This window comes from Paenibacillus medicaginis (assembly GCF_042138635.1).
Lineage (GTDB): Bacteria > Bacillota > Bacilli > Paenibacillales > Paenibacillaceae > Paenibacillus > Paenibacillus medicaginis.
Genome location: NZ_JBHIRY010000056.1, coordinates 1 through 15501, shown reverse-complemented (window position 1 = coordinate 15501; position 15501 = coordinate 1). Strand labels below are relative to the sequence as shown.

Here is a 15501-nt window from a genome sequence, read left to right as displayed (position 1 = left end):
ACACGACCGTTAAGCCCTCCAGCGCCGATGGTACTTGGACCGAAGGGTCCTGGGAGAGTAGGACGTTGCCAGGCAAAAGTCTTGTAGAATTAATAATCAGTTACCGAAAACAATCGGTGGCTGATTATTTTTTTGTTTGAATCTAAATAATAGATTTTCATTTCCCTTGATGTTTTATCGTCAAGGGATTTTTTGTGCGCGTCAAAGAGTGAAGGAAATCATTAATGAGCTGGATATCACTGTTCTTATGTTATTTATATGTTATATATAGTTTTTGTTTAGGATTATAATTTGTTAAAAAAGACAGTTTGGCAGCAATTTCTTTATGTTATATGCCGAAAAATCTAATTTTTGCGTTATGAATGTTTACATAAATCAAGATAATCGTTTACCATCAAGTCAACGAAAGCATGCGACAGAGGGATATGATTTGAAGGGGGTTGCAGGGCATGCAATTGGTCATCGATGGGGTGAATAAAAGCTTTAATGGTCGAACTGTACTGGACCAAATTTATTTGACTATAAAGCCGCATGAGCTTGTGTGTATTGTAGGCCACAGCGGCTGCGGGAAATCGACCCTGTTGAATATGGTGGCGGGTTTTATCGCCCCGGACAGCGGCACGATTACGGTGGACGGCAGGACGATCAAAGGACCGTCGAAGCAGCGGGGAGTCGTGTTTCAGGAGCATGCGCTTTTTCCGTGGTTCAACGTGCTGGACAATATCGCGTTTGGCCCGGACGTGCAAGGGATGGGGAAAAAGGAGGCCCGTAGCAAGGCGGCGCATTATTTGGAACTGGTGGGTTTGTCCGATTACGCCAAGCATTATCCGCATGAGCTGTCCGGGGGCATGAAGCAGCGGGTTGGCATCGCCAGAGCACTGGCCGCCGGTCCGGATATGCTGCTGATGGATGAGCCGTTCGGCGCGCTCGACATCTTGACCCGTGATGTAATGCAGCGGGAGCTGCTTCGGATTTGCCGGGAAGTGAAGCCGACGGTGTTGTTCGTTACGCACAGCATCAGCGAGGCGATTTCTCTGGGGGATCGTGTGGTGGTGATGAAGCATGGAAAGATTGCATCCGTGCTGGAAGTTGAAATGAATCATCCGAGAACATTTCACCACAGCCGCTTCGGACAGCTCATGACGGAAATCGAAGCGGTGCTGATGGACGAGGAAACGGTAAAGGAGGCAAGCTTATGAGCCGGGTCAAGACAGTGACGATTCCTTCTGTGCAACCTGCCGGAAAGCCGGTGATTCGAACCGTCAGGAAACCGTTCGGGTGGAAGGGGGCGATCCCTTACGTTGCCATCTTTCTGCTGTGGGAGCTGTTTTCGCGGTTTAACATGGCTGTTCAATGGTTCAACCCGCTCTTTTTCCCGCCGCCGACCGAAATCATCCGCAATGCCAGGATGCTGGCCGAGACGGGGATGATCGGCGCGAGTCTCTTGTCCAGCACTGTGCGCATTTTACAAGGATTCACCCTCGGTACCGTTTGCGCTATCGGTATTGCCATGTTGATGAGCCGCTTCCGCCATGTCGAGTTCTGGATATCCCCTCTTCTTAATCTTACCGGACCGATTCCGGCCTTGGCGTTGCTGCCGCTGTTTATTATCTGGTTCGGCATCGGGGAGTTTCCGAAGGTGCTGCTTATCGCCTGGACGACATTTGTTCCCATGCTCGCTTATACATTGGATGGCCTGAAATCCGTCAATCCGCTTCTTATCCGCTCCGCTACCAGCCTGGGGGCATCACAGCGCCAGATTTTCACTCGGGTGATTTTGCCGTCGGCCATTCCGAATATATTGGTTGGCTCGCAGGTAGGGCTGGGGCTCGCTTTCTCCGCATTGATTGTATCGGAAATGATGGGAGCGAGCTCCGGCCTCGGTTATATTATCGTGGATGCCCGCAATTATTTTAAAATATCGAACATGTTTGTGGCCATCGTATTCATCGGACTGGAGTACAGCTTGTTCTCCCAATTTTTGAAGCTGGTAGAGAAGAGGGTCATGTCCTGGAGAAAGGGAGGGATTCGAGACGCCTTGGAGAAATAGCTGGGTCAACATAGTTGGTCGGTTTGGCCGGACAGGATAGACAGCACTATCAATACGAAGATAGAGGGTGGAGGAAATGGCAAAAAACAGAAAAGGTAAATTCGGTCTTACTCTAATAACATCCCTTATTTTGATGGTTATGGTGTCCGCCTGTGGTGGCGGTGCTTCGTCTCAAGCGCCTTCGCCGTCTGAAACTCCTTCATCCGCGCCGGCAGTCTCGGCACCCGCGGAAAGCGGTGGGCTAGAGACGACCAAGCTTACGCTTGTCGGCGTACGGGACGCCCAAATTTCGTCTCAGCAAATTATTGCCGACAAGCTCGGTTATTTCAAAGAAGAGGGGGTGGACGTTACCAGTCAATTGATCGAAAGCGGCCCGGACATCGGTCCGATGGTCTCCGGCGGCAGTGCGCCGGTCAGCATTCAAACCAATTTCATGGATATCATTCTGAAGTCTAATGGTATTGGTGTGAAGATCGTCGCACCGCTTGCGCAAATCGCCGGTACGCAAGCTGTCGTTGGCGGCAAGAACCTTGTATTGAACAGCGCGAAGGATTTGGAAGGCAAAACGATTGGCATTCCGAGCGGAGCGGACGTCAAGATCGCCATCGACAATATGGCAAAGGAGCTGGGTGTGGACGCCTCCAGAATCAAATACGTTAATCTGGCGCCAAGCGATGCGGTCGTCGCTTTGGAGAAAGGCGACATCGACGCGATGGCGGCATGGGAGCCGTTCATTACAAAAGCGATCAACGCCGGGGGCCACTTCCTGTTTAGCGGAACGAAGTCGGAGTTGCCGGATAAGAAGGGAGAAGTCAACTGGATGAGCGTTCATACGACCATCCAAATGACCGATGCGTTTTTGCAGGAAAATCCGAATACGATTAAAGCTGTTCTTCGCGCGTTGAACAAAGCGACAGATTATATTAACGACAATCGTGAGGATGCGATCAAATTGCTTGCACCGGAGCTGCATTTGACGGAAGCGGAGCTGACGGACATCATGAGCCGCAATGTATACAGCATGGCTGCTGACGACACGTTCCTGAATGTCAGCAACGGCCAAGGTGTTATGGACTACCTGAAGTCAACCGGAAATATTACGTCTGTCCCTGAAACTTCATCCTATATCGATTTGAGCCTGCTGAAGGAAGTTGAGCCAAGCCTTGTTCCATAAGGCGTCGGCATAGCGCTCCCCAAGAGGGAATATCGGCCGGACCCCGGGATTTATGCCGGGGTCCGGTTGTTTTTTGTCATATGTCCATCAGTCGCATACAGATGTGTTCAATGGGAAATATACCTTAAGAACATGAAGGTTATAACGCTTGACACCCCTATACTGCTTTGCTAAGATTGCAATTAATATATTTTCAGAAAACGTTACTTTGTCCGTCATGGATAGACATCCGTGGCGTACTTAAACATATTCTAAGGAGGACAACCCTGGTGTGGGAAGATAAGTTTGGCAAGGAAGGCTTAACCTTTGACGATGTTTTGTTGGTACCCCGTAAATCGGAAGTTTTGCCGAAAGAGGTAGATACGTCCACGAGGTTAAGTGACGCAGTGAGGCTCAATATCCCGCTGATCAGCGCAGGCATGGATACCGTTACGGAAGCGGCTATGGCGATTGCCATGGCAAGAGAAGGCGGCATCGGTATTATTCATAAGAACATGAGTGCAGAGAAGCAGGCCGAGGAAGTCGACCGTGTTAAACGTTCCGAAAGCGGCGTGATTACCAATCCGTTTTCGCTGACCCCCGATCATCTTGTATCAGACGCGGAGCAGGTCATGGGCAAGTTCCGCATCTCAGGTGTGCCGATTGTAAATGAGGATAACAAGCTGGTCGGCATTTTGACCAACAGGGACCTTCGTTTCATTCATGACTACGATATCAAAATCAGCGAAGTGATGACTTGCGAAAATCTGGTTACCGCACCGGTAGGAACGACGCTTCAGGAAGCTGAAGTTATTTTGCAAAAGCATAAGATTGAGAAGCTTCCACTGGTGGATGAGGCCAACAATCTTAAAGGCTTGATTACGATCAAGGATATCGAAAAAGCGATCCAGTTCCCGAATGCAGCCAAGGACGCGCACGGCCGTCTGCTGGTTGGTGCGGCTGTCGGTATTTCCTCCGATACGTTTGACCGGACAGAAGCGCTGGTGCAGGCAGGCGTGGATCTGATTGTAGTGGATTCGGCGCACGGACATCACATCAATATTATTGATGCGGTCCGCAAGCTGCGGGCAAGTTATCCGGATCTGACCATTATTGCGGGCAACGTGGCAACCGGAGCAGCAACCCGCGATTTGATCGAAGCCGGCGCCTCGGTCGTCAAGGTTGGTATTGGACCAGGGTCTATTTGTACAACTCGTGTCATTGCAGGGATCGGGGTTCCGCAAATCACGGCTATTTATGATTGCGCAACCGTGGCCCGTGAGTATGGTGTGCCGGTTATCGCTGACGGCGGCATTAAGTACTCCGGCGAGATCACCAAGGCTTTGGCGGCTGGCGCCTCTGCAGTTATGCTGGGCAGCCTGTTTGCCGGAACGGAGGAAAGCCCGGGTGAGTCCGAAATTTATCAGGGACGCCGTTTCAAGGTATACCGGGGCATGGGCTCCATGGCGGCGATGAAGCAGGGCAGTAAAGACCGTTACTTCCAGGATGACGACAAAAAGCTGGTGCCTGAGGGCATTGAAGGCCGTGTTGCTTACAAAGGCCCTTTGTCCGACACGATTCATCAACTGATCGGCGGGCTTCGTTCCGGGATGGGATACTGTGGCACGCAGACGATTGAAGAGCTGCGCAACGATACACAGTTCATCCGGATCACCGGCGCAGGGTTACGCGAAAGCCATCCGCATGATGTGCAAATCACGAAGGAAGCGCCAAACTACTCATTGTAAGAAAAAATAGAATGCTTCAGCTCCGCTGGAAATTATAAATTCTATAATCTTAACATCCGGGAAATGCTAGAGAAGGCAGGGTGGGCGAATTGGCCCGACCTGTCTTTTTTTGCGTCATAGCGTATGATAGAATAGATAAGTGATTGCTACAACCTTCATATATGACTACAGTGGGTTGGGTTGAGTGAGAGAGGAGTTTATTTAACGTTGAAAAACTCAAGTAAATGGAAAAAGAAAAGCGGCTTGCTGAAGAAGAGCATTGCTGCTGTTGTGCTGTTCAATATGATGTATATGACTGCTCTGCCAGCTGTAAGCTCATTGGATCCTACGGTAATGACCTCTGCTGCGGGGGCAAAAACGGAGATTGTGGGTACATCCGGAATTAAAACTCCTGACCTGGCGCTGAGTTCAGCTATATTAATAGAAGCGAGTACAGGCCAAGTGCTGCTGTCCATGAACCCGGATGAGCCGCTGCCGCCTGCAAGCATGACAAAAATGATGACAGAGTATATTGTCGCTGAAGAGGTCAAGCAGGGCAAAATCAAGTGGGATGATGTGGTCGAAGTCAGTGAAAATGCGGCGAAAAGCGTCGGCTCGCGTATTTTTTTGGCTGAGGGTGACAAGCATACGGTAAAAGATCTATATATCGCCATGGCTGTTGGCTCTGCCAACGATGCTACTGTAGCCTTGGCAGAATATGTAGCCAGTTCGGAGCAGAATTTCGTACAAATGATGAATGAAACGGCCCAACGCATGGGGATGAAGGATTCCTATTTCATTAATTCAACTGGGCTGGACAAGGCGGATATGCCGGCCAAGTACCGGCCGGACACGGATCGCGAGACCGTGATGACCGCAAGAGATGTCGCTACACTGGCCGGATTTATTGTGCGTGATCATCCGGATTATACGCAATTTACAACACTGCAAAATTATCGCTTCCGTAAAACGGACAAAGATCCGATTGTTAACTGGAACTGGATGCTGGAATCCAATAAGAGCATTACGAACTTCAAGGCCTATGCTTATGAAGGCTTGAACGGGATGAAAACAGGACATACCAATGCTGCAAAATACTGCTTTGCGGGTACGGCAGTCCGCGATGGCATGACGCTGATCAGTGTGGTTATGGGCGCGGCCAATGAGCCTGCACGTTTTACTGAAACCCGGAAGGTGCTGGATTACGGCTTTAACAATTTCAAGCTGCAGCAGGTTGTGGCTCCCAAGGCCGAGCTCGACGATCTGAAGACGGTGCCTGTAACCAAGGGGAAAGAAACCGAAGTACCGGTAGTTACCAAGGACGCTGTTACCTTTGTAGTTCCGAAGAACGCTGCCAATGCGAAGATTACACATAAGACGAAGGTAACCCCGGCCGCTGAATTGGTGGCTCCGCTTAAGCAGGGAGATAAGGTGGGAACGGTAACCTATTCCTACAAGGCGGATGGGATGGACAAGCCGCAGGAAAAGACCGTTGAACTGATCACCGCGGCAAATGTGGAGGAAGCGGGCTGGCTCAAGATGTTCTTTCGGGCCATCGGAAGCTTCTTCGCGGATCTGTTCGGCAACATCAAGAATCTGTTCTAACATAAGTGGCGCCAGATATTGAGTATTTGGGTACCGTAAGGTAAAATAACGAGTTAGAATACGCATACAACAGGAGGCCAATAAGAGATGGAAACGGGAACATCGCGTGTAAAAAGGGGTATGGCAGAAATGCAAAAAGGCGGCGTCATCATGGATGTCATGAACGCCGAGCAGGCTAAAATCGCCGAGGCAGCCGGAGCAACCGCCGTTATGGCGCTGGAGCGGGTTCCATCCGATATTCGTGCCGCTGGCGGGGTAGCCCGTATGGCTGACCCAACGATCGTGGAAGAGGTAATGAAGGTTGTAACGATTCCCGTAATGGCAAAAGCCCGTATTGGTCACTATATTGAAGCGAAGATACTGGAATCGCTGGGTGTCGATTACCTTGACGAAAGTGAAGTGCTCACACCGGCAGATGAAGTGTTTCATATCGACAAACGGGATTTTACCGTTCCTTTCGTTTGTGGTGCCAAAGACCTGGGTGAGGCGCTGCGCCGTATCGGCGAAGGGGCTTCCATGATCCGGACCAAGGGTGAGCCGGGAACAGGCAACATCGTTGAAGCTGTGCGCCATATGCGCCTCATTAACAGCCAAATCCGCAAAGTACAAAACATGTCGAAAGATGAGCTTTATGCCGAAGCCAAAAATCTCGGCGTACCTTATGACCTACTGCTGGAAGTTCACGAGAACGGCAAGCTTCCGGTCGTTAACTTTGCGGCTGGTGGTGTAGCGACTCCTGCGGATGCCGCTTTGATGATGCATCTGGGAGCAGACGGTGTATTTGTAGGCTCGGGGATTTTCAAATCGGATAACCCTGAGAAGTTTGCCCGTGCTATTGTTGAAGCCACAACACACTATACGGATTATAAACTGATTGCTGAAGTATCCAAAAACCTGGGAGCCCCGATGAAAGGCATCGAGATTTCCAAGCTGGCTGCACAGGACCGCATGCAGGACCGCGGCTGGTAAGAGAGAAGGGAAGTCTATGAAAATCGGAGTACTGGCGCTGCAGGGCGCTGTAGCAGAACATATCAGAAGCATCGGTTTGGCAGGTGCTGAGGGAGTTGCCGTCAAACGGACGGAACAGTTGGATGAGATTGACGGGCTGATCATCCCGGGCGGAGAAAGCACGACCATTGGCAAGCTGATGCGCAAGTACGATTTTATTGATGCGATCCGCAAATTTTCGGAAGAGAAGAAGCCGATCTTTGGAACCTGTGCGGGTCTGATCGTACTGGCCAAGGAAATTGCCGGACAGGAAGAGGCTCATCTCGGTCTGATGGACATCACGGTCAACCGGAACGCTTTTGGCCGGCAGCGGGAGAGCTTTGAGGCCGATCTGGACATTGCGGGAATCGAAGAGCCCGTGCGGGCTGTATTCATTCGCGCTCCGTTGATTCAGAAGGTTGGGTCCGATGTGGATGTCCTGGCAGAATACAACGGTGAAATCGTGACAGCACGGGAAGAGCATCTGCTGGCCTCTTCTTTTCATCCCGAGCTGACGGACGATTACCGGCTTCATCAATATTTTGCCGACATGGTTCGTGAGTATAAAGGATTAGGCAGTAAATAATCTGTAATCGAATCGACCTTGACCCTCGTGCAGGGAATAACGAATGATGGCCCACGGCCGAAGGCAACATGAACGGATCGTTATTTTTCGAGCAGAGGTCAAGGTTTTTGTGTAGGAGGGATTGTCGTGTTGGACGTTAAAATACTTCGTAATGATTTTGAACGGGTACAAGAGGCGCTGCGCAACCGGGGGAAGGATCAGGAATCTATCAGTGAATTTCCTGTACTGGATACACGCCGCCGGGAGCTGCTGCAGGAAAGCGAGGGTTTGAAAAACCGCCGCAATACCGTATCCGCTGAAGTGGCAAGACTGAAAAAGAATAAAGAGAATGCTGACGATCTCATTGTTGAAATGCGCCAGGTATCGGACCGGATCAAGGAATTGGACGAGCAGGTACGCGAGCTGGAAGAGCAAATTGATGAATTGGTACTGTCCATTCCTAACATCCCGCATAAAGACGTCCCTGTCGGGGCCTCTGAAGAGGATAACGTGGAGATCCGCAGATGGTCTGAGCCAGGATCGTTTTCCTTCGAGCCCAAAGCTCATTGGGACATCGCCCAGAATCTTGGAATTCTTGATTTTGAGGCCGGTGCCAAGGTTACCGGATCGCGCTTTACCTTTTACAAAGGTCTGGGGGCTCGTCTGGAACGGGCACTGATTAACTTTATGATGGATTTGCACAGCACGGAGCACGGATACGAGGAGATGCTTCCTCCATATATTGTGAACAAAGACAGCCTGTATGGTACAGGCCAGCTTCCCAAGTTTGAAGAGGATCTCTTCAAACTGCGCGATACCGAATATTACCTGATTCCTACAGCGGAAGTCCCGGTAACCAACTATCATCGTGAGGAAATTTTGGCGGCCGAGGAGCTGCCCAAGCATTATGTCGCTTACAGCTCATGCTTCCGTTCGGAAGCCGGTGCCGCTGGACGTGATACGCGCGGGCTGATTCGCCAGCATCAATTCAACAAGGTGGAAATGCTGAAGCTGGTGCACCCTGATACCTCCTATGAAGAGCTGGAGAAAATGACGCAGAACGCTGAACGTGTACTGCAACTGCTTGGCTTGCCTTACCGTGTGCTGGCACTGTGCACAGGCGATATGGGCTTTACATCGGCCAAGACCTATGATCTTGAAGTCTGGCTGCCGGAAAGCGGAATGTACCGCGAAATTTCCTCCTGCTCCAACTGCGAGGACTTCCAGGCTCGTCGTGCCAATATTCGTTTCCGTCCGGAGCCGAAGGCCAAGCCGGAGTTTCTGCACACGCTGAATGGTTCAGGTCTTGCTGTTGGACGTACCGTAGCAGCGATTTTAGAAAATTACCAGGAAGAGGACGGCAGCGTGCGTATTCCTGAAGTGCTCCAACCTTACATGGGCGGGATTGAGAAAATTACCCGCAAAGCATAGCATTGATTTCATTTTAGCTTTGTGGTAAAATCATTTGTGTTGCGCTTCCTTTATAGTTTTGAAGCGGGACGCAAATTTACCACATGGAGAGGTACCGAAGCGGTCATAACGGGGCGGTCTTGAAAACCGTTAGGGTGCAAGCCCACATGGGTTCGAATCCCATCCTCTCCGCCATTTATAGTAAATCCCCGCTACATAAGGAATTGTGGCGATTATGACAGAGACGCACTTGACTGTTGAACAACGGTCTGGTGCGTTTTTTTGTGTTCGTGACCGTTAGACGAAAATCTAACGGGAGGTACGAAAATATGAGCGTAAACAAAGGCAAAACAGCCCATAAATTCTGATAATCGGAATTATAAAAGAGTAAGATATATATGTACGTAATTAGTTTATGATAAAATGAATATGTGAAAATATAGAAATACTATATTTCCTTAAGATAAAATTTAAATAGTGTGATTTAAATATCTAGATTAAGTTCTCGGAGGGATATCAGTGAGCAATGTCAGCTTATATAGTTTTAGGGGTCTTTACTATGCAGAGTACATTGATGTTCCTAAGCTGAAGGAATCTATCTCTGAGCTTTTAGGTATAAAGAACACATTTAGTCGACAAAGTTTAAAAACCTTTTATGAGAATATAGTTTTAAAAAACGTCTCAAGGAAAAACGAAATAGATAAGGTGTTGTTTGAAAATATCTTATATGGCCAGCTCAAAAACGTTAGCTTGAATAAGATTCAAAGTCCTACTAAAATTAAACTTCCGGTGCTTAGGAAACAAATGGAACAATTGATTAGTACGTATAACCATAATCAATTTATTCCATCACAATTTCGTGCAGATATGAAAGATAGCGGATTTTATTTAATGGATACGATCAGCCCAACGCACACTGGTACTAAATTTATTGCAGGATTTGATATTAAAGCCAGTAACAATGATGTTGAAGAATTAAGAATACTCTTTGTTGAAGTAGTAAAAAAGGAAAATAAAAGATCTTTCTTACTTGGCGGGATTGAGGTGGATTTTAAAAGGCTAACGTTAACCCTGATGGCTCGACATACAACTGGAATTGCTAAACCAGAAGAAGACGAAGAGCCATATGATCACTCAATCAGTTCTTTATTTAATAGAATCAAGGGGGAATTATTACCTTACTTAAGAATTGTACCTTATATAGATTGCGAGAAGGACAGAAAAGGATTATTTGAATATTGTAAGAGTTTGGACGATAAATTGCTTGAGGATAAGAGGGCTTTAGTTAACCAGAGAACGGGAAGATTACTACCTGCTACAACCAAACAATTATTTGATGCCCTTTTTGAAAAAGATGATAATCGACCAGATAAAAATGTTCAGGAAACAATTATAAAACAAATTAACTCGATGTTGGTTGCGAGTTATATCGCTGCAAATGTCAGCAATAACGAGTTAAAAAGGGAGGCGAGAAGGCTAGATTTAGAGGCATATTCAACGAGAATATCTTTTACATCTAATAATGCTAGCAGAAGCTCAACAGAGTCGGCTGGAGCGAATAAACCGTTAGCATCGTCTGAGTTATTCCACAGCTTATATACAAGCTTTACTGATTCTCAGAGACTTCAAACGTTCTCATTATCATGGTTTACAGATATCAATAATACTAATCTTAAAGACATTGATGTTATTCAGACAACGATTCGTTCAAATAAAAGTGATTTTTTAATTACTTTTAAAGCAAATAGACCGTTAGAAAAGGAGTTTTTACATTATGTCCTTGACAGAATTAGTGAACTCCGTAACTACTGAATTAAATGTTACAGAAGTAGGGGCGGGACGCTTAATAACAACATTAGTAAAACATATCGGTAAACAGGATTTTACAAAAAGCTCCTTTATAAAAGTAGGCTTAAGTGATAAAGATATAAAATTTATGATAAATGAATTACAGGTAAGAGGTTACGTCGACATGGAAATTTCATACGAATGTAGAGGGGGACGATATACTTCCAATGATTTTCCCGTTACTTGCGAAAATTGTGGAGTAATGATAAAGGATTCTGATCATGAACATGAATACGATTTTGTATATTCCTTTACAAATGAATTTATAAATGAAGTGCAGGGGTATAACAAGCAAAAAGTATTTGAATATTTGCACCCAGACTATGTCGTGAATTACTACGAGCTGAAAAGCAAAATTAGCACGGTTGTACCTTTTTTGGGGGCGGGAGTTTCGGCCCCATTTGGATTACCGACTTGGACCGGAATGTTAGAAAGCTTTGAAGGAAACGTTACTCGTGCAAACTTGAATTACTATAGAAGGTTGGTTAGTGCAGGAAATGTATTTGAAGCTTTAACGTTTTTGACTAGTAGTTCTACATCTCTAACAACTGAAGCAAGTATTCAAAAAGCTATTGCAAGCAAGTTTGCGAATCCAAATTTGAATATTCCTGATGAGGAACATTTTATGAATGAATTAGTGAATCTAGATTCACCAATTTATTTGACATCAAATTACGATAATATCTTGCCGAACTTTTTTAAAGGACAAAGAGTCAATCCGATTCTTTTAAATGAAGTAGAAGATGTGCGTAGCTTAATTGATAGTGCAGTGAATAGAGTAGTTCATATCCATGGTTATATAGATAGGCCGAGTACTATGATTGTTACAAAAAAACAATATGATGAACTTTACACTAATGAAGGATATAAGGCAAAACTAAATGCTATATTGGCACAACGTCATCTCTTGTTTATTGGTTGGTCTTTTGCTGATGAGTACTTTAGTGACTTATATAGCAAGCTTGTAAGTTATGTTGGGGGAGAGCATTATATGTTTATAGAAAATCCAGTAATGCATCAAGCCCAGAAGTTTGGTCAGCAGAATCTTAAGCTTATTGGCTTAAACATCCCAGTTGATGATAGTGGCTACTCTGACAAAAAAGTATTAGTGCAAGCAATAAAAACGGTACTTGATTCTATGGTATAAAACTACAAGCAATTTTACTTTTTAACAATTAACTAAAAGAAAGTTGTTAATATAATCATTTTTCCCGTAATGCGCGAAGGTTTAGCATATAGGAGTAATTAAACAAGAGAAGAGTACTTGAATGATTGAAGCTAACCGCTTTTGTTTGGCTAATTGTAGTAGGTTATTAATAATTAATTATGAGCATTGACGGTAGCCTTTTTGCATTCATTGTAGAAAAACCTCAACTAAACGCAATCCGACTGCTTTAAAATACGCCGATAGACATTTTCTTTTCAGTCCCTCCATGCATAAATGATGCTCCTTTGCCGCACGTTAACAGTGCGGAGGAGGTGTTGCAATGAGCAGAGAGCTGCAAATAGATCAGCAGCAATTGGTGGAAGCATGGCAGGAGCGCCTGCCGACCCTGATCGGCCCTGGGGATAAAGCATGGGTGTCCGCAGATGAAGCCGATTCCAAAGCGCTGCGCATTCACATTGAAGTGGAAGGAAGACAGATGTACTCTTTTGATTTTGCTTGTGCCTATGTGGACTCCCGTGAAGTAAAGGTGAACCTGGTGGATGTGGAAAGTGAAGGGCGAACCGTTGATGAGCGTTCGGATATCATACAGCAGTTGGCCGACGATTACACAAGACATATCCATCAATGCGCCCAGGCGCTGCAGCAGCTGACACATGCCTGAATCGGCGCCTGATCGGGAAATTTCAAGCTATTTAAGACAGGGGTGATCTTCGTGAGCAAATCGAAAAAGGGAATGGATAAAAATTTGTCCAATGTCATTGAAAGTCTGGATAAGCGTCCCGTAAACAGCCATAACGCTCAGCAGCTTGAGCAGGACCGGAATGACCGCCGGCATCAGGATGCTCTGAACCATGATGCAACAGCGGATATGAATCCGACCCATATGTAAGCAAAGCCTAAACTCATGCACCAGAATGGCATAAAGGAGGTAGAAATGATGAGTAAGCCGAAAAGCGTACCGGTACCTGAAGCACAGGAGACTCAGCAGCGTGACCGGGATCATGACCGGGGCATGCAGGAACCATTGTCTGGGTCTAAAAAAGTCAAAAACCGCAATCATGTGGACCACCATAATCCGCAAGGGTCCTAAGTGATCTGAAGGCGGAGCCATATATATGATCAGCGTCTTAGTCGCAGACTAAGGCGCTTTTTTGGTGCGCCACGCATGGCGACTAACTAGGCGGTGAAAGTCCGCTGTGGGGGCTGGTAGTGGCCAACCACTAGCCGAGAGCAAGGGTGTCCATCGTGAGGTGGAATCTGAAGGAAGCTGGAGGCAAACTTCCGGCCCGAGGAACACGAACATCATCAGGCACAAGGAATGGGATGAGCTTGCCTAACAAAGCGAAGTCCAATACACTACACGGACATTCCAGTGTAAATGGTGCGGGTAGATGGAAGAAAAGTGAGTCGCCTTACCGTGGGAGGTCTCATGGACGTGAGGAGATGAACTTCGAATCACGGTTGAAACAAGATTTATCATGAGAAGTCAGCAGAAGCCATATTACCTTGAGCAGTCGACGGCTTGAGGGAAGGGCCGAACCTTAGGAGGTGTGGGTCAATGAAAGGTACTGAAACAGGAGCGAAGTGCAGCCAACTTCGAAGAGAAGGCTCCACGCGGAACGTACATGCGGAACATGGAGAACAAGCGGGAGTGCACAATCCTGCGAGGATACCTGAAACCGACAACACCAACGCAACCGAGCCGAGGAATGGGTTGCTTGAGAAAATCGTGAGCCGAGACAATATGAACGAAGCGTTCAAGCGGGTCAAAGCAAGCAAAGGATCTCACGGAATCGACGGAATGAGCGTAGATGAACTTCTACAATACCTCCGAGAGAACGGAGAAACCATCCAACAATCCATTCTGGACGGAACCTACCGTCCAAATCCCGTTCGAAGGGTGGAGATTCCCAAAGAGAACGGAAAGAAGAGAAACTTAGGCATCCCGACAGTGGTAGACCGAGTGATTCAGCAGGCGATCGCCCAAATCCTTACACCGATCTATGAGAAGCAGTTTTCGGGGAACAGTTTCGGATTCCGTCCGAAGAGAAGCGCCCATGGCGCAATCCGAAGGAGTCAGGAAAACATCCAGGAAGGGTACAAATATGTAGTCGACATGGACCTGGAGAAATATTTCGATACCGTGAACCAAAGTAAGTTGGTAGAGGTACTAACCAGAACCATTAAAGACGGGCGGGTCATCTCGCTTATTCATAAATACCTGAAAGCCGGAGTAGTTGTTAAGCATAAGTTTGAGGACACGGAAATCGGCGTACCGCAGGGCGGGAACCTAAGTCCGATCCTCAGCAACATCATGCTGAACGAACTGGACAAAGAACTGGAGAGCCGCGGCCATCGATCCGTCCGCTATGCGGACGACCTCCTCATCTTCTGTAAAAGCAGAAGAAGCGCTGAACGGACGCTAACGAACATACTCCCCTTTATCGAGGAAAAGCTGTTTCTCAAAGTGAACCGGGAAAAGACGGTAGTGGACGAGGCAAGGAAGGTCAAATTTCTTGGATTCTCCTTCTATGCAAAGAAGGGGGAGATACGAGTCCGCATCCACCCGAAATCCATGGCAAAGATGAGGGCCAAAGTGAAGGAACTGACATCGAGGAGCAACGGAGTGGGAAATGAACAGCGGGCGGAGAAGCTTAGACGTTACATCATGGGGTGGATTAACTACTACAAGATAGCGGATATGAAGAGCCTGCTACAATCAACGGATGAATGGATGAGAAGGCGGATACGCATGATCTTCTGGAAGCAATGGAAACGAGTAAAGACGAAATTTAAAAAGTTGCAAACGCTCGGAATCCACAAACAGAAGGCATGGGAGTACGCAAACACAAGAAAGGGCTACTGGAGAATCTCCAATAGCCCGATCCTCTCAAAATCCCTCGGCAATAACGGGAGTGTTTCAACTTTAGTGTAATTGGTTTACTGCCAAGAGTTTAAATCAGCTGATACAGGGATAACCTTTATACT

14 protein-coding genes, 1 tRNA gene and 1 rRNA gene are annotated in these 15501 nt (G+C 47.1%); all 16 read left to right on the top strand.

The features are described 5' to 3' along the window. A 5S ribosomal RNA gene (rrf, locus tag ACE5LO_RS27950) occupies nt 1-74 on the top strand; the annotation flags it as partial. Nucleotides 75-449: 375 nt separating this feature from the next. Beyond that, nucleotides 450-1199 carry an ABC transporter ATP-binding protein gene (locus tag ACE5LO_RS27015; RefSeq protein WP_375523009.1) on the top strand — a complete coding sequence of 250 codons (750 nt, stop codon included), beginning with the start codon at nt 450-452 and terminating at the stop codon, nt 1197-1199. Continuing rightward, a complete protein-coding gene (locus ACE5LO_RS27010) occupies nt 1196-2050 on the top strand; it encodes an ABC transporter permease (protein ID WP_375523008.1) in 855 nt (284 codons plus the stop codon). Before ACE5LO_RS27015 ends, ACE5LO_RS27010 begins: the two co-directional genes overlap by 4 nt. Nucleotides 2051-2183: 133 nt before the next feature. After that, nucleotides 2184-3224, top strand: a complete 1041-nt coding sequence (locus ACE5LO_RS27005) for an ABC transporter substrate-binding protein (RefSeq protein ID WP_375523010.1) — start codon at nt 2184-2186, stop codon at nt 3222-3224. A 269-nt stretch (nt 3225-3493) separates the two neighbouring features. Beyond that, entirely contained in the window at nt 3494-4951 is a 1458-nt protein-coding gene (gene guaB / locus ACE5LO_RS27000) for an IMP dehydrogenase (protein ID WP_375523007.1), read from the top strand. 207 nt (nt 4952-5158) lie between these two features. Further along, nucleotides 5159-6535: a D-alanyl-D-alanine carboxypeptidase family protein gene (locus ACE5LO_RS26995; RefSeq protein ID WP_375523006.1), complete on the top strand. Its 1377-nt coding sequence runs from the start codon at nt 5159-5161 to the stop codon at nt 6533-6535. An 87-nt stretch (nt 6536-6622) separates the two neighbouring features. Beyond that, nucleotides 6623-7504 carry a pyridoxal 5'-phosphate synthase lyase subunit PdxS gene (gene pdxS / locus ACE5LO_RS26990; RefSeq protein ID WP_375523005.1) on the top strand — a complete coding sequence of 294 codons (882 nt, stop codon included), beginning with the start codon at nt 6623-6625 and terminating at the stop codon, nt 7502-7504. A gap of 16 nt (nt 7505-7520) precedes the next feature. Next, nucleotides 7521-8108, top strand: coding sequence for a pyridoxal 5'-phosphate synthase glutaminase subunit PdxT (pdxT, locus tag ACE5LO_RS26985; protein WP_375523004.1), 588 nt, complete (start codon nt 7521-7523; stop codon nt 8106-8108). Nucleotides 8109-8234: 126 nt separating this feature from the next. Next, nucleotides 8235-9518 carry a serine--tRNA ligase gene (serS, locus tag ACE5LO_RS26980; protein WP_375357380.1) on the top strand — a complete coding sequence of 428 codons (1284 nt, stop codon included), beginning with the start codon at nt 8235-8237 and terminating at the stop codon, nt 9516-9518. 85 nt (nt 9519-9603) lie between these two features. Next, nucleotides 9604-9692: transfer RNA gene (locus ACE5LO_RS26975), tRNA-Ser, on the top strand. A gap of 324 nt (nt 9693-10016) precedes the next feature. Further along, the gene (locus tag ACE5LO_RS26970; protein WP_375523003.1) at nt 10017-11309 is read left to right on the top strand and encodes a hypothetical protein; all 1293 of its coding nucleotides are present in this window, start codon (nt 10017-10019) and stop codon (nt 11307-11309) included. Next, nucleotides 11272-12492, top strand: a complete 1221-nt coding sequence (locus tag ACE5LO_RS26965; RefSeq protein WP_375523002.1) for an SIR2 family NAD-dependent protein deacylase — start codon at nt 11272-11274, stop codon at nt 12490-12492. Before ACE5LO_RS26970 ends, ACE5LO_RS26965 begins: the two co-directional genes overlap by 38 nt. A 340-nt stretch (nt 12493-12832) precedes the next feature. Then, nucleotides 12833-13174 (top strand): hypothetical protein, encoded by a 342-nt coding sequence (locus ACE5LO_RS26960; RefSeq protein ID WP_375523001.1) that lies wholly within the window; start codon nt 12833-12835, stop codon nt 13172-13174. A 51-nt stretch (nt 13175-13225) separates the two neighbouring features. Further along, on the top strand, nt 13226-13402 hold the full coding sequence (locus ACE5LO_RS26955) for a hypothetical protein (RefSeq protein WP_375523000.1): 177 nt from the start codon (nt 13226-13228) through the stop codon (nt 13400-13402). A 48-nt stretch (nt 13403-13450) separates the two neighbouring features. Beyond that, nucleotides 13451-13603, top strand: coding sequence for a small acid-soluble spore protein P (locus tag ACE5LO_RS26950; protein WP_375522999.1), 153 nt, complete (start codon nt 13451-13453; stop codon nt 13601-13603). Nucleotides 13604-14071: 468 nt separating this feature from the next. Continuing rightward, the gene (gene ltrA / locus ACE5LO_RS26945) at nt 14072-15448 is read left to right on the top strand and encodes a group II intron reverse transcriptase/maturase (RefSeq protein ID WP_375522998.1); all 1377 of its coding nucleotides are present in this window, start codon (nt 14072-14074) and stop codon (nt 15446-15448) included. Nucleotides 15449-15501: the final 53 nt, after the last annotated feature.